Source organism: Klebsiella sp. GG_Kp175 (genome assembly GCF_040062325.1).
Lineage (GTDB): Bacteria > Pseudomonadota > Gammaproteobacteria > Enterobacterales > Enterobacteriaceae > Klebsiella > Klebsiella quasipneumoniae.
This window is the reverse complement of record NZ_JBEAFX010000004.1, coordinates 132804-155696: the sequence shown is the minus strand read 5'-3', so window position 1 is coordinate 155696 and position 22893 is coordinate 132804. Positions and strand designations below refer to the sequence as shown.

Sequence of the window (22893 nt, the reverse complement as noted above, 5' to 3'; positions counted from 1 at the left end):
ACTCTCACCTCTGCCAGTAATTTGTGGGTCTGTATGGCGGTCGCCTTCACTTCCTGAATAACCTGGTCGTAACCGGTCGCCGTTTCGGTCAGCAGCTTGTTGCGGGTCCGGGCCTCGCTCAACTGGTCGGTCTGCCACCAGACAGCAGCCAGAAGGACAAGCATCACAATCACACTGCCCGCCCTCATGACGGCGTACTCAGGCCCAGCAGGCACCAGGCTTTAAAATCATTGCGCCGGTTAACCAGGCCGGCGGAGCGCTTACCGCCCACATTGACGAAATCAGTCAGCCTGTTGCACATCTGCGGCCATTGTCTGGCCTGGGCATGCTTCCAGATCGTGGTCCTCTGCTTGCGTCCGTTTTTATCGGTGAACCACATCAGCCCGGTGCAGCCCAGATTCAGGGCCGCATCCGTCATAGCCTCAAAGGTGAGTTGCGGCATGTCGGCACCATGGAAATTGTTATTGATGCAGTTCTCCGCCCGTTGCAGATCGTTGATCCAGCGCCGCGCTATTTCCTGGTTGCTGTATTCGCGGTTTTCCACGCCGCCCGTGGAGCCAATGCCAACCGTCAACACCCCCGCCGTGCAGTAATAAGGCGTGCTGCGGCAGTCTTCCCAACCTGCAATTTTCTGCTGCCCTTCTTTCGATGTTCTGACGCTCCCGGGCGCCAGCGAAATGCCCAGAGCCACTATCACCGCAATCGAACATTTTTTGATGATGTTCTTCATGCAGGTTTGTCTCCGTGCAGTTGCTCCAGCAACTGCCGCTCACGGTCCGACAGGTTGCGGGTTTGCGCCTGGCGGAGAATCTGCTCGATCAAATCGTTACGGCGCTGGCTGGCCTGCTCAATGCGGCGGCGGTGAATCGCCAGCCGGACGGCGGAAACAATCCCCATAAGAAGGCCAGCCAGCGCCAGTTTTTCGCTGACGGTCATGACGCCCACGCCGGTCACCAGGGCGGATGTTGCAAACGCAAAATATTCGTTAATACGATCCAGAGTCATTCCCATAACTGGACGGTTACCCGTTCCACCTCGCTGGTTATCACGGGCATTTCGATCTCCTGCCCGGCATTCAAAAATATCTGGTTGCTCAGTCCCGGATTGGCTTCGAGCACCTTCTCCGTGACACCTGCGGTTTTGCCGTAATGACGCCAGCAAAGCTGATCAACCGTGTCGTTTTGCAGCGCCCTGACTTTCATCAGAACAGCTCCGCATAGATCCGGGCTTCTTCCCGAATGTCAGCGATACTCCAGCGCCCGTCCCGCCAGAGATCATCTATTTGCCTGTCCAGGGCTTCGGCGTCTTTGTCACCTTTTGGCGTAGTGCCAACATCCCTGTAACCCTCCAGAACACTGGCGCGCGTGAAGGAGTAGACCGCACGCCGGAAGCGGTAAACTTTTGCGCTTTCGCCGTTAATCTGCTCGACAGGTTCACCGACAGAAGTCAGCAGCACAGAGGCCAGAGATTCCGCACCTTCCGCTTCCCTTTGCTTGCGCCAGTCCTTCAATTGATCCGCGACATGCAGCGCGGCCTCCGTTGCCATATGCATTAATCGGGATGTTGTAATGTCACCGGCGATGCGGGCAGCCAGGCGCAGATCGTGGAGTTTTACCGTCGGCCAGAAAGTGCCGATGGCAATCTGTGCGCCGCCGTCGTCCACGTCTGTCACATCACTTTCAGCAGGTCTGACGGGGCGCTGTGCGATAAAACTCATCGTCGTTTCTCCGGTAGGTCAGGCGGTGGGCGTCCGGTAAAAAGACCGCATTACGGGCAGATCGCCGGGCGCGCCGCCTGTGGCGCGGGGCCAGTTCATTACGCTCAGGCGTTTACTTTGTGGCGGTTTTCGTTGTCTTTTTTGCCGCCGTTTTGCGGGTGGCTCTTTGAGTGCCGGCCGCCGTTTTCGTCTGCTTGCGCGTTCGTGTTGCTTTTTCTGTTGCGGGTGTTTCGGTTGCTGCTGTATCGCTGGATGAAGTCTCATCTTCCGCATCACCACTTGCCGCGCTGGTCTGCGGAGCCTTTTTCAAAGCGCTGACCAGAGAAGCGATCTCCCGTTTCACACCGGCACCCGGGTTCAGGCTCATGGCTTCCCGGAAGAGTTTCAGCGCTTCGCCTTTGGTTTCCGCGTCTTCCGTGGCGCGACGGCAAAACGCCCTCACCTTGCACAGCTTCGCGCGGACCTCATCCGGCATATCACTGTCAGCCACAATTTCGGCCAGCTCGTCCAGCATGGGGATATAGCCTGACAAATCGGCTCCGGCGTCCGTGGTGGCGAGGTTCAGAATGGGATTGCAGATTTCCTCGGCCAGTACCGTGGGTGCCGGGCGGCGATAGTTGTCATCCGGCATGCTCAGGCCATGCTTAACGACATAGCGCCCGATACGCAGCGCCAGCGCATAGTCGGAGCAGTCCACCGCCCACACCATCAGCGTGGTGATGACCGGATCCGCGCGCCCGCTGTCGCCCTCGATCGTGCCGTCAATCCATCCCTGAAATTCAGGAAGGATGCTGGCCTTTACAGCGGCCTTCGCCTGGCGGGACTGGATTTGGCTTAGCGAAGATTTATGCATATGCAGGCGAAAGAGGATCTGCTCATGCGCGGTGCGCGTCTCCGCGTCACGCTCATCACTGATGCCCCGCCTCTCTGCCATGACCTTCTGAAAGTGTCTTTGTGCCGGTGTCAGCATGGGTTCATTCTCCTGGGCGGGCTTGCTGCCCGCCATGTGATGGGGATTATCAGGCGAATGTCACGCCGTCGATCATGGCAATCATGCCGTACTCTTCAATGACATAGTCATCATTGCTGGACTGGTAAGTCGCCACGCGGTTGTAGTGCGGCTCTTCCCGGATAGAGCGACGCAGGGAGCCTTTCTGGTAGTACACAGAGAGGTTTTTAAGGTTGGTGATCAGCACTACATCTTCAGGAATACCCGGGACAAAGACCGTCGGCAGACCGCCGATCTTTTCCTGGCTGACAATGAGCTGCGCGGCCAGCAGTTCGGTATTCGGATTGGTCTGGCTGAGCGCGTTCACTTTCGGCAGGTTCACTTTCAGCAGTAGATCGGACGAGAGCACAGTCACCAGGCCGGGAGCGCGGCGGAACCAGGGATCCATAAGGCTGTGACGCGCATCAAGCACGGCGGCATCAATATTGCCGTAGGTGCCTGACGCAATTACCGCGTTATTCTCATCACGGGAGGTCAGCGTGATACCCGGCATAATGCGCTGCGGCGCTTCATTGCGGATTTTTTGCAGCCAGCCAACGCCGCAATCCTGCAATAACGGGTAGGTCGTGCGGTCGGAGTTTTCAGAGTAATGCGTGCCATTAAAGCCAATCATCTGGCGATCCAGCCCCAGCTGACGAGCCATCGCATTACTGATTAATGACTGAAATTCAGGGTGACCGGCCCACGCGTCCAGCTCCGCATACGAAAGCGCATAGTCATAGTTGGTTTTGCGGCAGTGGTAGTTCTGCGGCTCTTTGTTATGGTTCGGTGCAGGGTTACGGCGGTTGGTGCCGTCCGAGCTGTTATTGGTGCTCGCCATCGGTCCCTTACTGCCAATTTTTACTTTCTGCCCTTCCTGCTCTTTAACCCCAAAGTGGTTAACCAGCTTCATGAAGTCATCCGACTCCATGGCGGCCTGTTCCAGTTTTTGCTGGATAGTAGGATCGACGCTGAAACGATTGGCAACGGCTGAGGGTGAGACACCGTTCAGATGTGCCTGGCGCACAATGTACTTATCAAATAGTTCGCGGGTCTGGTTTTCCATGGTTACCTCTTAGAAGTCTGCAAGCTGCGCGCTGCTGTTGCCGGTTGCCGCCGGTCGTGCGCTGTAATTTTCTGCGGGCTGGAGCTGAAGCTGACCGCGCAGCTCGTTAAGTTCGCTGGTCAGTTGCTGAATGGTGGCTTTATCCTGTTGGCGGTCCTGTTCCAGGGCACTGAACCGGTCAATCTGGTCTGCCTGAGATTGAGCAACGGCTTCAACAACCTGATGCAACTGACTGAAACGCTGATCGTCGGTTTTCTGGCCTTTGCCAAGGATGCCCATCACGCGGTTGAACCAGTTGACGCTCTCCTCGCTGCGATGAGCTGCCAGTTCGATCACTTCAGCTTCAAGCGCATCAGAGAACAGCGGCGCCTCGATCTGCTGGTTATTGAAGGCCATCACCTGCGCGCGCTGCTGCGCGGCAAATTTAAGGCGCTCAGTCCCCAGACTTGCCGGAGTGTCGGTCATCGCCAGGCCGACCACATACGCCTTGCCGTTAAGAGCAAACTGCGGATGCAGCTCAATACTGGAATAGATTTTTTTTCCTTCATCGGTGAGCTGCTTCATTCGTGCCGACGCGTCGATCTCGGCATAGAGCGCCGTACGACCGGCCAGCGGCCCTTCGGTGATATCCTCCGCGCTTAATGCCACAACATCCCCCATGGCGCCAAAATTGCTGTCAGGAAGCATGGAGAGATAGTGCTCCACGTTCACGCGGGCGCCGTAAACGGCCGGGTTGTAGCTCGCCGCCGCATCGCGGAGGTGCTGCGGCTGGATCTCGCGCCCGTCAACGGTGGCGCCGGAAACCGCAACGCGAAACTTTTTGCGGGCGGGTTTAGTCGTGCTGGCCATGTCGTTTTATCCTGTTGATTAATGTCAGTCGCTGCATCATCGCAGAGCCTGAAAGCCCGGCGCCACGCGGTTTTGTTGTCGGAGAACGGCCAGACCTGAAAGCCCGAGCCGCGGGGATCGCGCGCAGGTAATCTCCCTGCTCAAAAGGGGGAAGTGATGATTCAGGATGCGTTTATTCGATTAAGGGCAAAGCAGCTCTACTGGCAGGGTTACCCGCCCGCCGAAATTTCGCGACTCATGGGTATCAACTCAAACACGGTTTATTCCTGGAAAAAACGTGACGAGTGGGACGACACAACGCCTATCAAACGGGTAACGCAATCCATTGATACCCGTCTATGCCAGCTGAGTGCGAAGGACAATAAAACCAGTGGCGATTTCAAAGAGATTGATCTGTTAACCCGGCAGTTGAAAAGGCTGGATACCGGGCAGACCACCACTACCACCGGCGTTAAAAAAACCAGTCGTCGCAAGAAGAAAAATCACTTCTCCGAGGAGCAGATCGAGGCATTGCGCTCAAAAATTCTCGACTCTCTCGCATGGCACCAGCGCGGCTGGTACGAACAGCGCGATCAGCGTAACCGGATGATCCTCAAATCGCGGCAGATCGGGGCAACCTGGTACTTTGCCCGCGAGGCATTACTGGGCGCACTGAGAACGGACGTTAAGCACGACTATCAGCGCAACCAAATTTTTCTGTCGGCGTCCCGCAAGCAGGCGCTCCAGTTCCGCAACTTCATCCGTAAAGCGGCTGAGGAGGTGGACGTCGAACTTAAAGGCGGTGAGCAAATCACGTTGTCAAACGGCGCGGAGCTGCATTTTCTCGGGACGTCGGCGGCGACGGCGCAGTCCTATACGGGGCACCTGCGATTTGATGAGTTTTTCTGGACAGGAAACTTTATCAACCTGCGCAAAGTTGCCGGCGCCATGGCAACGCTCAAAGGCTTAACACGCACGTACTTCTCCACGCCATCCAGCGAAAGCCATGAAGCCTATCAGTTCTGGACCGGCGATCGATGGAATGCGAAACGGCCTAAAGCGCAGCGCGTTGACTTTGACGTTTCATGGAAGAAAACCCATAGCGGCGTGCTTTACCCGGATAAAACGTGGCGGCAGATCGTCACTATTCAGGACGCTATCAACAACGGCTGGGACTACACCGACATTGATGAAATCAGGGACGAAAACAGCCCCGATGAATTTGAAAACCTGTACATGTGCGAGTTCGTCAAAGACGGCGAAAGCGCGTTCAATCTTAGCCAGTTACTGGGGTGCGGCGCTGACGGGTATGACGACTGGCCCGACTGGAAACCGTTCGCCAGTCGCCCTATGGGGCAACGTGAGGTGTGGCTGGGCTACGACGCCAACGGCGGCAGCGGCAATGGTGATGCCGGTGCTCTGTCCGTGACGGTCCCTCCCCTTGTGGCCGGCGGCCGGTTTCGAACGGTTGAATTGAAGCAACTGCGAGGGCTTGAGTTTGAACAGCAGGCGGCGGTCATCAAAGAGGCTGCCGAGCGCTACAACGTCACTCATATCGCCATTGACGGGCAAGGCGTCGGGGAGGCGGTCTGGCAGATTGTTAAAAACTGGTTCCCGGCGGCTATTTGCTATCAGATGAGCCTTTCTTCCAAGCGCGCCCTTGTCCTCAAAATGTTGCAGGTCATACGCGCCGGCCGCTGGGAATATGACCGCAGCGAGCAGGGTCTGGTCAGAGCCTTTAATGCTGTTCGCAAAGTCGTTACGCCCGGCGGTTTCATCACTTACGAAACTGACCGATCACGCGGCGTAAGCCATGGTGATATGGCGTGGGCAACCATGCTTTCGATTATTAATGAACCGTTAGGCCAGGAAAGTGGCGGCGGTGGTTTCGCAATGGGATGGTAACTTTGAAAAAGAAATACGGTAAAAAGCCGATAGCCAGCACCGCCGGCCCTGACATTGTGGAGTCACTGAAGGCCGATCCCGCGTTGACAGCGTTCAGCTTTGACGGACCTTATCCCGTGCGGGATATGGCCGATTTGCTGGACAATCTCTATTGCATGGATAACGGGCGATACTATGAGACACCAGTAGATTTTTACGGACTGGCTAAAGCTCCGCGCCAGAGCGCCTGGCATGAGTCGGCGTTGTATTTCAAACGTAATGTGCTCACCGGCTGTTTTATCCCGCACAAACTGCTCAATCGCCAGACCTTTTCCGCGTTTGCGCTGGACTGGTTCACGTTTGGCAATGCCTATCTCGAATTGCCGCGTAATCGTCTGGGCGGCCCGCTTCCCTTCAAACACTCTCTTGCGAAGTACACCCGGCGCGGGAGCACAGATCTCGATCAATACTGGTTTATCCGGCGCTGGAAAGAAGAGCACACGTTCAAATCAGGAACGGTTTGTCACGTTCTGAACCCTGATATCAATCAGGAAGTCTACGGTATGCCGGAATATATGGCAGCACTGCTGGCCGCCAGCCTGGCCCACTCCGCTGACATGTTCCGTAAGCTGTACTACGACAACGGATCTCACGCCGGATGCATTGTCTATATTGGCGCCGGGCAGGTTGACGATAAAAGCATGAAGGCAGTCAAGGAGACACTCACCGGCGCGCGCGGTAAAGGCGCATTTAAAAACCTGCTGCTGCATGCACCAGGCGGCGGCAAAGACGGCGTGCAAATCCTCCCCTTCCAGCAGATCACGGCGAAAGATGAGTTTATCAACATTAAGAACGCCACGCGGGACGACATACTCGCGGCGCACCGTATCCCGCCGCAGCTGATGGGCGCCATGCCGGAGGGAAACGGATCTTTCGGGGATATCGAGAAAGCCGCCCGGGTCTACGCTATCAACGAGCTGACGCCCGTAATGGAGGCGCTGAAGGTGGTCAACGAGTGGCTAGGAGAAGAGGTGATCCGTTTCAACCCATATGCGTTGCTTACCCCTGAGAAATAACCGTCAAAAAAATTCAGTTTCTTTAAACAACATCAGCCATCTGTAACAGGCCAGCGTTTTCGCTGGCCTCATCTTACCTGCTTAAAGAATCCCGCATCAGCGCCCCTCTGCGCGTCGCTGCTTTTTCCCTGCGCGAAGCATGCATCCACCCAAAACGACCGCTCTCCGTGACGCAGAATCCGTGAAATTGCGTATTCTTCCGCCTTCCCTACCCTGACCCGTTTGCGGGGGCTTGCCCCCCGTCACCTGCGCGCAGTTATCCTGTCGTTTTTCGTGCATGCACAAAACCGGCCTCAGAACGTGCTCTGCATGGGTTTAAAAGGGATAAAGTGCATCAAAAAAATTGCGCGAGTTTGTGCGCTATTATGCTTCGCGCTGAAACGGACCATTCGTGTTTAAGAAGTGTTCTGTTTAACCGATGCATATTTCATCTGCCTATCACTATGTTTAATGCCCGTTATGAGCGAGAATCAGACATTCAAACCCTCGCACACAGTATATTAAAGTCAACTTAAAACATCACCTTAATTGAGGTTAATAAACAGGAGATATATACAAATTAGAACGCCTAACCTCTACATTTATTGAATATTTATTAACTATATCTTGCAACAAATTCAGCATCCATTCCGGTGAGCGAGGTGATAAATGTATTTTTTTGACAAACTTATTTATATCAACATCGATAGAAATTACATTTGGAGTCACAGCACAATCAAAATCCACTTTGTTATTTTTTTTATCGATAGGAAGATTCTGAATCAAAAACCTAACTTCCCGTTCATGCTCAAATGATTTTCTTTTGTGAGTAAAAGCATAAAATACATTTCCCATTGGGAATATTTCTTTGTCATAATCTATATAATTAACCAAACCAAGCATTGCTTCCGAAGGCAATATATTTTTTAAATCTGAGTATGTAGTTTCAATTGCGACCGAAGCATCATTTTTGCTATATAGATCCCACATAGCAGCAGATTCAAAATCATTTGCATGCCAACAACTTATGTATGTAGCTTTTCTTAACTTTTTATTGAAATCATAGATAGCTCTCGCGAACTTAGCATTATCTTCAACCTCTTCCTCCTTCAACTCCTGTATATATTTCATGATCTTTCTAGGATAAGTTCCTTCATAGGGATCATCAAATAGATCTGATCTACATGCATATAACTTTTGGTGAGTAATTAATGCCATGAACTTAGTGAAATCCATGTATTTCCAGAGTGAAATATTTTCAGTGTTTGGTTGGGTAAAGCATTCGTGGTCTGTCGTTGCAGTCATAGGAATGGACCTCTATAAAAAATCATTATTACACGTTCATGTAATATTTTTTACTAACACTTTAAAAAAAATAATAAATCCGTTAACTATAAATTGTATTTAACATGGTTTCAACAGTCAATTGATAATCATAAAAAGTCCTTTGGATATAAGACATATTCAAAAAACATCCGCTCCAGGGTCGAAGCGTACAAGCTAAATGAGTTGAAGATCCGCGCTGAGCGAGAAACAGTCACATAAGGTTAAAAAATTTCAATCATCATCTAGAAAATAAATGCCCATAAATTTAATCCCGACTACCTTCATATTCGACAACATTAGCAAGTAAATGCGGATACCTATCCTTTAGCTCAAGCAGTTTTCCATAGAATCTATCTTCTTTTATATTCGGAAACATATAGCGAGGTTCTCTTTTACCCTCATAGTCAAAATCATTATCGAGATATATTATAAAATCCAAATCAGTGATTGCTATGTTACGTTCATAGTCAGAAAATAATGGTAAAGCACAGCCTTGTCTTATAACCCTCTCAGGTCTGTATGTTTTAAACAAATCAAATTCTTCAATTAAAAACTCGGTTTTTTTGACTGGTGGATCTCTAAAACAAAAGCCATAAATAACACCGTTATGCTCACCCTTTTTAACCTTGCTATGATATGCCTTGCCATCCGAATTAAAAAGAAACTTATGAGTGGCAAAGAATATGGCTGTTTCAATATCAAATGATATATCTAAACCCGCTGTTTGAGTTGCATAATGCTGCTCCACCTGCATAATGTCGAGTGCATAGGAATTGTCAGAGTATATATTAGGATTATTAGGTTCGAGTTCTTGCAGGAAACTAAGGATACTTTTTTTTTCATTTTGAATAATACTGAATGAATAAATATCTCCTTTTTGTCTATATAAACCAGGGAATATAGATATTTCATTTCCGTTTTCATCCGCTCTTACTGGGTTCGGGATTTTTCTCTTATAAGTATATTGAGATACTTGACCACGGAATGAAAGTCTACCTTCATTAATATAGCGCCTCCTCCTTGGCTCAGATAAAAAACTTTCTATATCTTTATAATTTTTCACTGTAATTTCCGTAAAACTAGGTAATTTTTCGAATACATTATCTCCTTGGATATATTTAACAAAATCATCAATATTAAACAAACTGGAATGCTGTTTATTACCATACATCTTGTCACTAACTCTCCACAATTGGAAGCCTGAGAATGGGTCATGAAAATTCCTGAGTATATAGCCGGAATCTATTACATCATTTATCAATTTCTCTGGGATATTTTTATCTCGTAGTATTTCAATAAATTTCTGTTCAAGCATTTTCCTAACCCTTTTCATTAAATACAAAAGTTCACGACTTAGTAAATATATTCAAAAATCACCACTCACTAATCACATTGACTTTCCTTTATTTTCGTAAGAAACACTTCTTCTGTACATCTTTATTGACCTTGTTCCAAAACGCCCCCTGCCATGACCAAAAAACATAGAAAAAACAACGAGAAATGACATTGTCGTACTTATCACAACAAACCAATTTAAAGATTTAGTCTCTTCAAGAGAATGAATTAGGTTCTGGTCAAACAAATATTTAATACCTAGAAGAGGCCAAATGAAAACAAAAACAAAACTAACAATTTCATTTATTTTAGAAACAGAATATGTCACTTGGGGATGAACGGTTTTATACAATGGACCTGTAAAGGCATCTTCAAGCAAATCAACATGAACTTCCCAATGCCGCTGCCACGATTTACTACCCATATTAGTTAAGTGCCAGGCTACCGAAAGTACGAAACCGATGCATATTAAAAAGTACACTTCAACATGGTTAAATCTATCATATTTGACATAGTTCTCTGATGAAACCAAAGCAAAGTAACCTACAAATATACTTGCAATAAATGCCCAAAAATATGTCGCTCTTTTCCAATACATTTCAATTTCGAAGTTTCTTGTTGCCCAAGCTTTCTCAAAGGCTCTCTCTGCTTTAGCTGGACATATGTTTACTAACGTGTCATAGTATTCTTCCTCGGTAAGCTCAGATAATTCAGAAGACTTCTTCTTATATATATACTTAATAAAACTCATTTAAATACCCCCCTTAAAGAGACTTGGTTAATATTCAACCTCACACAAAGCCACAACATCACTTAAACAAAGATTTTAAAATTTATTTGTAGCATTGATTGTTAGAAACATCATCATTTTTCCAATTTATTTATACATTCATTAAGCATCAACTTTACAATGTATCAACATCCCATATAATGCTATTTAATACACCACTGATTTCCAGTGTGCAAGGTATTTTAAGTGAAAATAAACCATAAGTTATCCCTAAGATAGCAGGCTATTCTGAAGAGAGCATACATTTATCATGCCCATGACTAGTTGCAATGCTAAACACCAATACTAAGCGCACAGTCGGACGCAGACGCGAAACATGGCGCGACTCTACGATCATGCACCTTTCTGTTTCGACAATTTGCATACCTCGCATACTCTTCAGCCATAATGTATCGCCTGGCTCCGGTACTGATGGCAGATCCAGGACTATCTCATGGCGAGTGCTCCTTTTAAGCCAGGTAACGATATCTTCATGAATTTCTACAGTGAACGAGGTCATAATTTCTTCCTGATAGCCCTTTGGCAGCGATCAAGCAGCTCACTTTGTCTGGTCAATGATGCCCGAGCGTTGTTGGCGTGTTTAAACAACCGGCGCTCCACTATTAACTCCCCTTCTCTGATGGCAAATTCCATTTCGCCACGCGACAGAATGCAGCCACCTACTAACAATTTAACCTCCCGGTCACTGATAACGATATTACGTCTATTCAGTTCGACGATCGCGTGGTCAGGCAGTTCTTGCGAGATCCCGCTAATGCCTTGCTGCGGTGAATTTCGCCCTTGACCGTTCGCTGCCGTGCCGTTCTGTTGAAACAATGCTGACTCTGACTTTTTCTTTTGGAATTCCGAAGCCACTGCGGCGTAACTGTCCGCGCGCCGTTCCGCCTCAACCCGTAGCTGCTCGCGCCAGCGCTGCTCTGCCTCTTCCGGCGTCAGGCTCATATTTTTCGCAGCGGTGACTTTTGGTCCCCATGCCAGCGCGGTTTCGTCATTAATCGACGTGCGCAGACCGCGCGCGGTACGCATGAAGGCTTGATCTGAGCTTTCGCGGGGGGATTTTCTGAGCCTGCTAGTGATCTCCTGCCTTTGCTGGCGTGAATATCGTCTCAAAGCATCGATATTCAGCGGAAGTTCTGTCACTGAACTGTCGTCTGGCGCGGTTTTATCAACTGACACCGCCGTTTCTGACGGTGGTTTTTCGTCCGAATCGGCGCGGCCAGTACAGTTATTGACAGAACTCCAAGGGGCCGCGTCGCGGCCTTCTAAGGTCAAACTCTCGACCGACGATGGCTTACGCTTCGGTACGATTTTGTAATCATTGGTACGGGTATAAATGACCGATTCACTGATCGTAAACGGACAATAGACGCCGCTGATTTTGGCTACTGTGTCACCATAATCATTGCCGTTTTCGGTGTATTCGTAATTGAGGCGAACACGCAAACAATCGCGAGTTACAAACGGGCCGCCCTGGGCGTTGACGTATCCCGGCCAATCAGGGGCATCAGCCGCAGCGCGGGCAGCTTCAAGTTCCGGATGCAAGACAAGCTCACGACTTCCCAGGCGCCTTAGCTCGCGCCAGGTGGATACAGGCGCGCCGCCAATCTGTTGAAACTGGCGAATACTCCAGCGTGAAGCCCACGCCCGCACGCGCTTTGCCATCTCTTTAACGGGTTTGCCTGACTCGTGATCAAACTCGCCATCCATTCCATAACCGTCGATATTTTTTGAGATGTACTTTGCGATGTATCCCGTTGCCGATCCAAACTCTTCATCAATTGGTTTGGCAGTAAAACGATACTGAGCCGCGCCGGGTTCGCTTCCATCCATCTGGAGTGCGTACTCATGAAAAATTTCAGTGGCAAGCTCCACCTCTTCCGGGCGGAGAAATAACAGCAGGTGCCAGTGCGGCGTTCCGTCGTGATGTGGTTCGGCTACACGAAAACCAAATGTGCGGATGCCTTCCCTTCCCCATTTGGCGCGTACACGTGACCACACGTTGCAAAGGTACTTTTGAGTTTTGCGTGGGCTGGCATTGCAGTATCTATCGTTGCGCTTGCCGGAATGCACATGCGTGGCGTGATAACGTGACGGTGCGGTCAACGTGTAGAACATGCCAACCAGTCCCATCTCGTTAGCCATATCCTCAAAACCGCGCATGCGGACCATCAATTCATGCCGGGCGATCTTCGGGTTGGAAACGCTGCCCATGACCTTATCGAGCAAGGAGCTACGCTCGCCAGTGTCCTGGTCTTCCAGCTCCATCGCCTGAAGGTATTCAAAGTTGGCTTTTTTTTGAGCTACCCACTCCCTAAGGCAAGGTTCAGAGCAATAAGGGGATGCCACTTTGCTGACATAGCTAGTGGCGATCATGAGGTGCTCACGCCAGCGGTCATGAATTTTGCGGAGCTTACCTAGCCACCACTTTTCCTTTTGAAGTCTGGCAATAACACGCAATGCATCTTCTGCTGTCAGTACTTCATCGCAATACTGTTTCCAGCCAGGGATCGCAATATTGAGTGAGGTCGCTTTACTGGCAATAGCGCCGTAAGCGTAGATCGTGGAAAACTCCACATCTGCCGTTTTCTCGTACCGAAAATCAAACTCGCGCATAAACTCGCTTTTCATCAGATTGGCGAGCCTATAGGCCAGTCGTTTCAGGCGCTTTTTATCTGCCCATGGCAGCAGATGAAAATCATCACGTAGCGGAAAGAAAATTGCAGGCAGATTACCTTGTGGCAGATATTGTGCGTTTACCGCATCAACTCGACGCAATACATGGCGCTCAAACGTGTTGAATAACCAGCGTACAGCCTCTTTCGGGTTCCTACGGTCCAGAGTTTCCAGGTGCATTGAAAAACGCTTGCGGATAAACGAAGGGAGAGCCTGGACGCGGCGCCGCAGATGACGCGCCAGTCTTGTGCGATCAAATGCCCTGCGCGCCTCCCCATCACGAGGGCGCAACGGTACCCGATAAACAACATCAACAAGATCGCTATAGGCAAGTGCCTTACGCTCGCCTTTTGGGGTGAGATACTCAATTGCAGACTCTTCGGCGTTGCTTGGATTAATAGCCCGCCGTTGGGCATTCCAGCTCCATGCCAGGGCTGTGGAATCAGGCATAGCTCACCGTCGTTATCTTATTTTGCCTGGGCTACGCCACAACAAGCCGGCACGCCAAACATTTCGGCATATGCCGCATCGCCCATCACCGCCCCACAGTCCGGGCAACCTCCACCACCAGAACGACCGCAACCGCCGCACACGCGAAGTACGCCAATAACTTCACCGGCCATATGGCGGGTTTTGGCGCTAACGGAACGTCGAACTCTGAAGGCGTGGAGATTGAAAGCGGAGTAGATCTGGCGTGTTTCTGGTGTGTCGCTATTCGAGATGACCGAGCGCGTGCCATGCTGGCAATTAACGTCCAGTAGCGCCGTAACCAAAGCGCGGTGATCGTCCAGGGTAAATGGCTTGCCGTAAGCGGTAAAATTGGCTGTTTTGCTAGTCGGGATGTACGGCGGATCGCAGTAAATCACGGAGTCCAGGCGATTCCTGGTGACGTACGGAATGGAAGTACGAAAATCATTACAAAGAAAGAGCGCGTGAGTATCCCGCGCCTTTTCGGCAAATAGGCGCATTTCTGCTTCTGGAAAATAAGGCGCCTTATAGCTGCCAAATGGAACATTGAAACCGCCATCCCTGTTGGTGCGATAAAGCCCGTTAAAGCAGTGGCGGTTCAGGTATAAAAATGAGGCCGCCCACCGTACAACGTAATCATCTGCACACTCGTCATCCCACGACAGGTGGTTGAACAACTTGCGCTCTTCGTAATACCTATCTTCGTTATTGCCATTTCTGAATACGTTCCTGGCGATCAGTATCAATCTTTCAGGGTCTTCCCTGAGCGAGCGGAAGAAATTGATCAATGCACGATTGCTGTCACAAAGCACATAGCGGCGGTATTCCGTATTCATAAAGACTGTGCCACTGCCTACAAAGGGCTCAATCAAGCAATCGGCTTTAGGTAAGTGCTTCAGCAGCTCCGGCAACACGCGGGTTTTACCGCCAGCCCACTTAAGAGGTGACTTATTCATTTGCGGCATTCCTGGTTATAGGTTTCATGGGTCATCAGTCGCCACTGCTTACCACCGTTTTTGCTGAGCAAACGCCAACGGAGGCCAATGCGGATCACGAGATAGGCGTGTGGCTTGACGCGGGTGTAATTACGCTGTCCACGAGCAAAGCAATTCAGGGCGGCAAGCGCCCTCTTACAAACCGGCAACGGCGCGTTACAAACAACAGACAGATGCGAATGCATGGCGGCCCTCATAGCGATCCAATGTGTGGAGAGGTCAGGCGCTGCCAGATTTCGCAGACTTGCTCCGCTTGATATCGCGCGTCAGTGAGCGTGTAACGCGCCAGGGCGCTTCTCGCATGAGGCGCATAGTCTGTGGCAGCAGCAAGGTCCAGAAGTGAACGAATGCAGCGGTATTTTGTGCCTTCAGGGAAAATGCCTGACACCTCTAAGCGATCCACGGCATAACGAAGTGAAACCAGTTTTTCCGGGGCACCTTTGAACCATACGAATAACGCCGCGTTCCGGGGACAGGTGTTGTCGGCGATGAAAGCAGCAAGGCTGCAAAGTGCATCTTCTTCAGCTTCGGTTGCGCTCATCACTTCGGCGCGCCAGTGAGAGTCTTTTTTCATCCAGTCGAATGCCGTACTAATGCTGATACGGCCCTTCAAGCTTTCAGATTGACGAATGTCTATCGAAGAATAAAAAACCTTTCCGATCTGCCCTGTTGAGGGTTCAAAAAACACAGCTTCAATGGCACACAGAGGTGATGACGGTTTCTTATCAACGTTAATCAAATCGATCATTAAGTGATTCACGGTCTACTGCCCTCGCTGGTGATTGTTTCGTGGTTGGCTATCCACTGCTCAAGTGCTGAATAAATCTCTTCGGGGGTAAGGCCTTGCTCTTTCAGCAGGCCCATGCGGATGCGCAGCAATCCGAGTAAGTGGGCGCGCTCGCCTTTGCGCGCATTGGTGCTGATTCCCATAAACTCTGGATCGCTTATTCCGCCTTCCGGCTTTATTGACGTAACCGACATGCAACCTCCTGAAAAAGGCAAAACGTATCCCCGGCAAAGTAAATGCCGTTATTATTGAAGCGGGTTAATCAATTGTTTTAGCGCGATTTTCTTTTAATCTGCTTGAATATCCTTTCATGCCAGTAATACATGAAATCAATAAAGGTCATTCGCGCGCGATCGTGATTACCGCGAATTGCTTTTTCGAGCCCGTAAATTATTAAATCTTTAGACGGGCTTTTTGAACTAATGGTGATACGAGCACCATTTTTTAGATGTACAGTGAACCCCTGCTCGGCACTTTCCACTGCTTCTCTAATCAGCATTTCCTGTTCCCAAGATGTTTTTTCTTCGGTGAACATGGCGTACTCCGATGATCAGTTAAAGCGAGTGGGCTCCAGCCGCCAGGAGGCTCTAGCTCCCAGTTTCAGGTGTTCCAGGATCTCCGGTGTAACCTCTACGGTTACCTCCTGCGGCTGAACAAACTTCATAGCCTTCTTCAGTTGCTCAGCGTCCAGAGATAGCAGGTCGTATGGTTTAGGGATATCACCATCGGTGACGGAAATAATGATGTTGCGGAGTTCTTCAAGAGTGCATTCATCATTCTCGCCTTGAAGCATCGCGAAATGATAGAGGTGGGATACGCCGTGGCGTAAAAGCTGGAGAGAGTAATCATGATTCCATTCCAGAAACTCTTTATTGAAATGGAAGCATTGTAAAAGCGAGTTAATTTTGTCTGCATATTCGAGTTTCATTTTGGCCCCCAGAGATTAAAAAGCAATAAACCGCTTTTTACTCATGATTCTGTCAATCGTTCGGCATGCTTCTGATAAAGCAAAGTCAATGCCGTAATAATGGCCTGTGTGCGTAATTTGATAGCGCTGGCGGTTGTACGGTTTTTTGCGTGGGAGTTTCAGAATAGTAAAACCACAGTAGAGGCTGGTTTTGCTATTGAGCTGTGATACTGATCCGCGGCTACCGTTCTTCATGTTTCCTCCCCTGAAAACGGCTATCGACCTGGCTCACCGAGACCAAGCCACATCAACCACCCTTCCCTGATCTCCTTAGGACGACTTTCGTAGGCCAGTTTCATGCCGTTGTTCCAGGCTGGAAGGTAAACCCAGTATTCGCCGGCACGGCCAGAAGTAGACTGGGGATCGGTCATCTCGATTACAGGAAGCTTCCCTTTCTCGATCATTCCTCTTACCGCAGCCGGCGTTTTCCCGATGAGTCTGGCAAATTCCTGATAAGGAACCGCATCGGTCGTGCTTGTGATTTGCTTTACCATTAACATTTCCTCGTTATTCGGTTCATGGATTGCTCTTAATGGCTTATAGTTGGCTTTAGTGTTCAATACTAAACACTTAACGGTTTACATCTAAACACCATACTATTGAGATCTAAACACCATGTCAAACGCGTTAAACGAGAAAATCGTCTTAATAAGAAAGTCTGAGTATCTAAGTAGACAGCAACTCGCTGATCTAACTGGAATTCCTTATGGGACTTTAAGTTATTACGAAAGCGGACGCTCAACCCCACCAACCGACGTAATGATGAAGATTCTGCAAATACCTCAATTTACTAAATACACACTGTGGTTTATGACCGATCAGGTTTCGCCTGAAGCCGGTCAAATCGCACCGGCCCTCGCACACTTTGGGCAAGACTTAACAACCTCGCAGCACTCAGACCAAAAGACTGGTTAACAATTAACCAGTCCTACATACATTTCAAATGTCTATTATTGGTCGAAAAGTATTCATCACATAATTGCAACGCGTTGAGGCCGAAAGGCAAACGCACCCATCGGAGGGTTTTCTTATGACTATTAAGAAACTCGATGATGGTCGATATGAAGTGGACATCAGGCCTGCTGGTCGCAATGGAAAGCGTATCCGCAGGAAGTTTGATAAGAAAAGTGAAGCTGTAGCGTTCGAGAAGCATACGCAGTTCAACCACCACACCAAAGAATGGTTATCAAAACCGACGGATAAGCGGCATCTGTCTGAACTGATACAGCTTTGGTGGAATTTGAAAGGCAAGCATGAGGAGCACGGTCGGATAAACCGCAACAAGTTAGATATTTTTTGCAGGATTACCGACGATCCTTGTGCTTTTCAGATTACAAAAGCGCTGATTAGTCAGTATTACGCGGCAAGAAGAAGCCAGGGCATTAAAGCTTCCACCATTAACCGTGATCTCAACAGCATCAGTGGCATGTTCACAGCGCTTATCGAGGCCGAGTTGTTTTCGGGTGAACATCCGATCAGAGGGCGGAAGAAGTTGAAAGAAGATGTCCCCGAAACTGGCTATCTGACAGAGGACGAAATCAAGCACTTGCTCTTTAAACTGGATGGCGACAACAAGAAGATAGCTGTTCTGTGTTTAAGTACTGGTGCTCGCTGGGGCGAAGCGGCTCGACTCAAGGCGGAACACATCATACAGAACCGTGTGACGTTCGTTAAAACCAAGAGTAACAAGCAGCGGACTGTTCCAGTTTCAGCGGAAGTGGCAAAACTCATAGCGGATGGTAAACGAGGATTGTTATTTGGTAAGGCGTCTTATTCTGACTTCAGGCAGATACTCAGGGAAGTAAAACCTGATCTTCCGACCGGCCAGGCGACGCATGCACTACGCCACAGTTTCGCGACGCACTTTATGATTAATGGGGGAAGCATCATTACATTACAGAGGATCCTAGGACATGCGCGAATTGAGCAAACTATGGCCTACGCTCACTTTGCGCCCGAATACCTCCAGGATGCAATCTCACTTAACCCGCTGAGAGGTGGTGCTGATGCGTAAAATGTCCACATTATGTCCACACTTAAGTAGGTAAATATGGCTTTCAACGGTCTTGCGTGCCGCGCAACCCCGCATTGCACCGTTGAAAGCCGTAGTGTCTGGGGTGGCTAACGCACCCGACGGGGCTTTTTTCCCGGCGAGTCGACAAGTATTCCCCAGAAAGATGTGATAAATTTAAAAATATCACTGTTTATTCGACGCTGATGTCCGTTTGCAGCCCAATATGCTGGGGTGACGTTTGGCGTGCTGGAGCTGTATTATTCATGTCAGATTTTATTCTTGCCCGGGTGTCGCAAACCCTCGCTACGGAACAGTCCCTGGAAACCCTGGTGCGCCAGCTGCTGGAGATGCTGGAGGCGGTGACGCGAATGGAGTCCACCTACCTTACCCGCATCGATATCAACGCCCAGCGGCAACAGATCATGTTCGCCCACAACAGCAGCGAAATGCAGATCCCGGAAGGGTTTTCCGTTCCCTGGGATGAATCCCTGTGCAAACGCGCCCTTGAGGATCAGTGTACGTTTAGCAATGACGTCGCCCGTCGCTGGCACTCCTGTATCGCCGCCCAGGAGCTGGGGATCGCCACCTTTTTAAGCATTCCAGTGCGCCTGGCCGACGGATCTCTGTTCGGTACCCTCTGCGCCACCAGCCGGCAACAACAGCCTTATAACCTTGAAGGTGAACAGGTCATGGGCCTGTTCGCGAAGCTCATTTCCCACTACGTGGAAAAAGACACCCTGGTGCAACAGCTGCAGGCGGCAAACGTCGCGCTGGAGCTGCACTCGTCTACCGATGAGCTCACCCAGCTCCCTAACCGCCGCGCGCTGTTTAAGCAACTGGCGCTACGCTTTGCCTCCGCCCGCGCTCAGCAGCAACAGGTCGCGCTCATTTTTATCGATCTCGACGGTTTCAAAGCCATTAACGATCGGTTCGGCCATCCGTGCGGTGACAGCTTTCTGGTGCAGGTCGGTGAACGACTCACCGCCGTCGCGCGCCGTGAAGATATCGTTGGCCGCCTTGGCGGCGATGAGTTTTTGATCGTCGGTAGCGCCCAGCCGCCTGCAGCGCAGCAGGCGTATGTCACCACCCTGCGCCAGGCCCTGTGCGGGGTCTACTTCCTCGGCGAACAGCGTATCAACTATGAGGGCGCCAGCTTCGGGGTGGTCATCTGCGATCCGCAGAGTATCGATGTTGAAGCGGCCTTACGCGCTGCCGATGAGGCGATGTATCAGGATAAGAAGTCTCGCCGGCAGGAGAATTTTATTCATATTGACTAAAGTCACGCGATATCCAGTATCATGCAGGGCATCATTCGTGGGTACAGGGACACTATCATGAAATTGGGTATTCTTTTCCCGGTGGCGATCTTTATCATCGCCGTCGTCTTTCTCGGCTGGTTTTTTGTCGGCGGCTATGCGGCGCCGGGCGGGGCATAATGAAAAAAAGCACCATTATTATGCTGGTTGTCGCCATCGTGGCGGTGGCCGGCGCCCAGTTCGGCTGGTGGTGATCGCCGCGACGATATTGCGGAGTTGTCCTATCCCATCAATAAGTTAACGCTTTACACTCACGTTATCCGCCGCGGCATTCTTGGCCACGGGGAAAGAAAAATAGCGGGAGAAGTAAGGATGAAAAAGCCGATCGTGTTACCGTTGATTATCGCGCTGTGCACGCTGTTATCGGGATGCATTGTTGACGATGGGTATCACCACCATCGCCACCACCACCATCACCATTATCATGACGATGATTAATGCTTCACGCTGTTGATGAGCCGATAAGACAGGGCGAACCGCGGTTCGCCCGTTGACGCTTAATCCTGACGCTCGTCGCCGAGGAAAATAAAGCCGAGCGGAATAGCGAAGAGCGCGGTAAAGACGATGCTGTAAACTGTCACCATCGCCCCCTGCAGGAAGAACATAGACGTCGTCCACTCCGAGTACGGCATATTGTACTCGCTCACCACGCCGCCAAAGGTCGCCCGTCCCACCACCGCCAGCGCGATAGCAAACACCGCCGCGAGCGACAGACAGTATTTTTTGCAGTTTTTATTGCTGAGGAGTTTTTGCAGAATCATCCGGGCTTCCTTTTTGCTGAGCGATAAACGGCTGTATATGTAACACCAATGCAATAAAAAATGAAGGGTTTTTGTTACAGGACAGAATAAGAGGCGGCGGGCCGGTCTGTAGGTAACCGGCCCGTGGGGATCAGGACTGCAGGGTAGCCAGGCGCGCGGCGAACCCAACGAAAACCAGGCCAATCAGGCTGTTGCCAAGTTTAGCCAGCTTCTTGCGGGTTTTGACGTAGCGGGTGACAAACGAGCCGGAGAGGATCAAAAAGCTCATATAGCAGAAGCTAATCACCTCAAGGGTCAGCGCCAGAATAAAGAACGCCACCCCGGGGGCTTTGGCGTTGACATCGATAAACTGCACGAAAAACGACACATAAAACAGAATCGCTTTCGGGTTGGTCAGGCTCAGGGTCAGGGAACGCTTGAGGATCGCGCTCGCCGGCTCTGCGCTGGCGTCGGCCTGGCCGTCACGCTGGGTCAGCACCGCATAGAGCATTTTGCCCCCCAGCCACAGCAGGTAAATCGCCCCGAGGTAACGGACGACGTTAAACAGCACCGGCGTGGTCTTAATCAGCGTCGCCACGCCGGCAAAGGCCAGAAACATCAGCACCGCGTCGCCAATAAAGACGCCCGCCGCCGCCAGATAGCCTTTCTTCACGCCGTGGGCAATGCCCGTCTTCAGCACAAAAAACGTATTAGGGCCAGGGACGAGGATGATAAACACCGCCCCGACCAAGTAAGTCAAATAATTCAGAACACCAAACTCAGCGAACACTCTGCACTCCTTCGCGCACGACTAAAACATGATCCGGCTCACGTTACCCCAACTGTCGGGATTTTGAAAGCGCAGCCTGTGCGGGAAGGTTAATAGACGGAAGGTTCACCCAGCGGGCGGGTTTTAAAACGGCGATGCACCCACAGATACTGCTCAGGGGCGCGGAGGATCTCGCGCTCAATCACCTTGTTGATATAGCCGGCGGCGATCTGCTTATCCTCACCCGGATAGTCATTCATCACTTCGCTAATATGCAAGCTGTAGCCCTGGCGATCCAGCTTGCGCACCATGCTGATGCTCAGCATTTTCGCCCCCGATAAGCGGGAAAGCACATAGGTGCCGTTGGTGGTTGCCGCCTGCGGGACGGAGAAAAACGGCGCAAACACGCTGCCCTTGGGGCCGTAATCCTGGTCCGGAGCAAACCATACCGCTTCGCCTGATTTTAAGGCATGTACCAGGCCGGTCAGGTTGTTACGATCGATCATCGCTTTGTTCGAGCGCAGGCGACCGCGGGTTTGCACCCACTCCATCAGCGGACTGTTATGCGGACGATAGGTGGCCATCATTGGACGACACAGCCCCATGGCGCGCCCGCCCAGCTCCAGCGACATAAAGTGCACGCCGACGACCATCACCCCTTTCCCGCCGCTAAGCGCATGATTAAGATTGGCAAAGCCCTCGACATCAAACCATTTTTTGACCCGTTCGTCGCTCCAGAACCAGGCCATGCCGGTTTCAATCAGCCCCATTCCCAGCGACATAAAGTTTTGATCGATCAGGGTCTCGCGCGCCGCCGGCGACATCTCCGGGAAGCAGAGTTCAATATTGCGCCGGGCGATATGTTCGCGGCGTTTGAGAAAACGTCGGGAAAGACGACCCGCACTGGTGCCGATAAAATGCAGCAGCGGATAAGGCAGTTGTACAATCAACCAGAGGATGCCGAGCCCAAACCAGGTCAGCCAGTTGCGCGGGTGTAAAAGTTGTTTATTAAATACGCAGGCCATGATTTTTCCTGTAAACATTAATTATGTGGTAACGCTTAAGGAAAACAGAATCCATTTATCATCATTAGGCGGTACGTACAGCAAGTAGGACAATACTAATCCGCTGAAATTCCCTCCGGCAAGTAAAAAACAACGTGCTGACAAAAAAAC

At 50.5% G+C, this 22893-nt stretch carries 28 protein-coding genes; 7 read left to right on the top strand and 21 right to left on the bottom strand.

Translation table 11 applies throughout. The features are described 5' to 3' along the window. Positions 1-184: 184 nt before the first annotated feature. From ABLU73_RS09435 to ABLU73_RS09405, 7 genes are all read right to left on the bottom strand, one after another. Positions 185-730, bottom strand: coding sequence for a lysozyme (locus ABLU73_RS09435; protein WP_004213111.1), 546 nt, complete (start codon positions 728-730; stop codon positions 185-187). Then, complete coding sequence (locus ABLU73_RS09430) at positions 727-1011, bottom strand: phage tail protein (protein WP_040171955.1); 285 nt, start codon at positions 1009-1011, stop codon at positions 727-729. Before ABLU73_RS09430 ends, ABLU73_RS09435 begins: the two co-directional genes overlap by 4 nt. Then, positions 1002-1202: a tail protein X gene (locus tag ABLU73_RS09425; protein ID WP_004131559.1), complete on the bottom strand. Its 201-nt coding sequence runs from the start codon at positions 1200-1202 to the stop codon at positions 1002-1004. The genes ABLU73_RS09430 and ABLU73_RS09425 overlap by 10 nt, the downstream gene beginning before the upstream one ends. Next, entirely contained in the window at positions 1202-1717 is a 516-nt protein-coding gene (locus tag ABLU73_RS09420) for a head completion/stabilization protein (protein ID WP_004213109.1), read from the bottom strand. Before ABLU73_RS09420 ends, ABLU73_RS09425 begins: the two co-directional genes overlap by 1 nt. A 112-nt stretch (positions 1718-1829) precedes the next feature. Beyond that, the gene (gpM, locus tag ABLU73_RS09415; RefSeq protein WP_040171952.1) at positions 1830-2687 is read right to left on the bottom strand and encodes a phage terminase small subunit; all 858 of its coding nucleotides are present in this window, start codon (positions 2685-2687) and stop codon (positions 1830-1832) included. A gap of 49 nt (positions 2688-2736) precedes the next feature. Then, entirely contained in the window at positions 2737-3771 is a 1035-nt protein-coding gene (locus tag ABLU73_RS09410; protein ID WP_004213107.1) for a phage major capsid protein, P2 family, read from the bottom strand. A 9-nt stretch (positions 3772-3780) separates the two neighbouring features. Beyond that, positions 3781-4620, bottom strand: coding sequence for a GPO family capsid scaffolding protein (locus tag ABLU73_RS09405; protein ID WP_032432788.1), 840 nt, complete (start codon positions 4618-4620; stop codon positions 3781-3783). Between the two features lie 156 nt (positions 4621-4776). Between ABLU73_RS09405 and ABLU73_RS09400 the strand changes: the two genes are divergently transcribed. Together ABLU73_RS09400 and ABLU73_RS09395 are read left to right on the top strand one after the other, a co-directional pair. Continuing rightward, positions 4777-6504 carry a terminase family protein gene (locus ABLU73_RS09400; RefSeq protein ID WP_040171949.1) on the top strand — a complete coding sequence of 576 codons (1728 nt, stop codon included), beginning with the start codon at positions 4777-4779 and terminating at the stop codon, positions 6502-6504. Then, a complete protein-coding gene (locus ABLU73_RS09395) occupies positions 6498-7559 on the top strand; it encodes a phage portal protein (protein WP_052450951.1) in 1062 nt (353 codons plus the stop codon). The genes ABLU73_RS09400 and ABLU73_RS09395 overlap by 7 nt, the downstream gene beginning before the upstream one ends. 534 nt (positions 7560-8093) lie before the next feature. Here the strand turns inward: ABLU73_RS09395 and ABLU73_RS09390 are convergent. The 11 genes from ABLU73_RS09390 to ABLU73_RS09340 all read right to left on the bottom strand — a co-directional run bounded on the left by ABLU73_RS09390 (position 8094) and on the right by ABLU73_RS09340 (position 17373). Continuing rightward, positions 8094-8843 carry a hypothetical protein gene (locus tag ABLU73_RS09390; protein WP_348850156.1) on the bottom strand — a complete coding sequence of 250 codons (750 nt, stop codon included), beginning with the start codon at positions 8841-8843 and terminating at the stop codon, positions 8094-8096. A 286-nt stretch (positions 8844-9129) separates the two neighbouring features. After that, positions 9130-10179: an FRG domain-containing protein gene (locus ABLU73_RS09385; RefSeq protein WP_040171943.1), complete on the bottom strand. Its 1050-nt coding sequence runs from the start codon at positions 10177-10179 to the stop codon at positions 9130-9132. Positions 10180-10251: 72 nt separating this feature from the next. Further along, positions 10252-10950 carry a hypothetical protein gene (locus ABLU73_RS09380; protein ID WP_052450950.1) on the bottom strand — a complete coding sequence of 233 codons (699 nt, stop codon included), beginning with the start codon at positions 10948-10950 and terminating at the stop codon, positions 10252-10254. Positions 10951-11484: 534 nt separating this feature from the next. Further along, the gene (locus ABLU73_RS09375) at positions 11485-14112 is read right to left on the bottom strand and encodes a replication endonuclease (protein WP_071561155.1); all 2628 of its coding nucleotides are present in this window, start codon (positions 14110-14112) and stop codon (positions 11485-11487) included. A 17-nt stretch (positions 14113-14129) separates the two neighbouring features. Further along, positions 14130-15086: a Dam family site-specific DNA-(adenine-N6)-methyltransferase gene (locus ABLU73_RS09370; protein WP_071561154.1), complete on the bottom strand. Its 957-nt coding sequence runs from the start codon at positions 15084-15086 to the stop codon at positions 14130-14132. Between the two features lie 232 nt (positions 15087-15318). Further along, positions 15319-15873, bottom strand: a complete 555-nt coding sequence (locus tag ABLU73_RS09365; protein ID WP_177229451.1) for a 3'-5' exonuclease — start codon at positions 15871-15873, stop codon at positions 15319-15321. Positions 15874-15881: 8 nt separating this feature from the next. Further along, positions 15882-16106: a hypothetical protein gene (locus tag ABLU73_RS09360; RefSeq protein ID WP_004213098.1), complete on the bottom strand. Its 225-nt coding sequence runs from the start codon at positions 16104-16106 to the stop codon at positions 15882-15884. Between the two features lie 77 nt (positions 16107-16183). After that, positions 16184-16447, bottom strand: coding sequence for a hypothetical protein (locus tag ABLU73_RS09355; protein ID WP_023328079.1), 264 nt, complete (start codon positions 16445-16447; stop codon positions 16184-16186). Between the two features lie 15 nt (positions 16448-16462). Next, on the bottom strand, positions 16463-16840 hold the full coding sequence (locus ABLU73_RS09350) for a hypothetical protein (protein ID WP_071561152.1): 378 nt from the start codon (positions 16838-16840) through the stop codon (positions 16463-16465). 15 nt (positions 16841-16855) lie between these two features. Continuing rightward, positions 16856-17074, bottom strand: a complete 219-nt coding sequence (locus tag ABLU73_RS09345; RefSeq protein ID WP_004131515.1) for a hypothetical protein — start codon at positions 17072-17074, stop codon at positions 16856-16858. A gap of 20 nt (positions 17075-17094) precedes the next feature. Next, positions 17095-17373, bottom strand: a complete 279-nt coding sequence (locus ABLU73_RS09340; protein WP_023339925.1) for a regulatory phage cox family protein — start codon at positions 17371-17373, stop codon at positions 17095-17097. A gap of 121 nt (positions 17374-17494) precedes the next feature. On the opposite strand from ABLU73_RS09340, the gene ABLU73_RS09335 reads away from it, so the two are divergent. The 5 genes from ABLU73_RS09335 to ABLU73_RS09315 all read left to right on the top strand — a co-directional run bounded on the left by ABLU73_RS09335 (position 17495) and on the right by ABLU73_RS09315 (position 20647). Then, a complete protein-coding gene (locus tag ABLU73_RS09335) occupies positions 17495-17794 on the top strand; it encodes a helix-turn-helix transcriptional regulator (RefSeq protein ID WP_048024533.1) in 300 nt (99 codons plus the stop codon). Between the two features lie 115 nt (positions 17795-17909). Beyond that, entirely contained in the window at positions 17910-18893 is a 984-nt protein-coding gene (locus ABLU73_RS09330; RefSeq protein WP_004216842.1) for a tyrosine-type recombinase/integrase, read from the top strand. 263 nt (positions 18894-19156) lie between these two features. Further along, complete coding sequence (locus tag ABLU73_RS09325; protein ID WP_017898645.1) at positions 19157-20170, top strand: sensor domain-containing diguanylate cyclase; 1014 nt, start codon at positions 19157-19159, stop codon at positions 20168-20170. A 57-nt stretch (positions 20171-20227) separates the two neighbouring features. Next, positions 20228-20329, top strand: coding sequence for a YoaK family small membrane protein (locus ABLU73_RS09320; RefSeq protein WP_004150782.1), 102 nt, complete (start codon positions 20228-20230; stop codon positions 20327-20329). 192 nt (positions 20330-20521) lie between these two features. Continuing rightward, a complete protein-coding gene (locus tag ABLU73_RS09315) occupies positions 20522-20647 on the top strand; it encodes a hypothetical protein (protein ID WP_004203733.1) in 126 nt (41 codons plus the stop codon). A 59-nt stretch (positions 20648-20706) separates the two neighbouring features. Here ABLU73_RS09315 and ABLU73_RS09310 read toward each other — a convergent pair whose 3' ends face one another. The 3 genes from ABLU73_RS09310 to lpxP form a co-directional block, all read right to left on the bottom strand. Continuing rightward, positions 20707-20970 (bottom strand): DUF2534 family protein, encoded by a 264-nt coding sequence (locus ABLU73_RS09310; protein WP_004203731.1) that lies wholly within the window; start codon positions 20968-20970, stop codon positions 20707-20709. 130 nt (positions 20971-21100) lie between these two features. After that, positions 21101-21739 (bottom strand): leucine efflux protein LeuE, encoded by a 639-nt coding sequence (gene leuE, locus ABLU73_RS09305; RefSeq protein ID WP_004203730.1) that lies wholly within the window; start codon positions 21737-21739, stop codon positions 21101-21103. Positions 21740-21828: 89 nt separating this feature from the next. Further along, positions 21829-22743 (bottom strand): kdo(2)-lipid IV(A) palmitoleoyltransferase, encoded by a 915-nt coding sequence (lpxP, locus tag ABLU73_RS09300; RefSeq protein ID WP_017898648.1) that lies wholly within the window; start codon positions 22741-22743, stop codon positions 21829-21831. Positions 22744-22893: the final 150 nt, after the last annotated feature.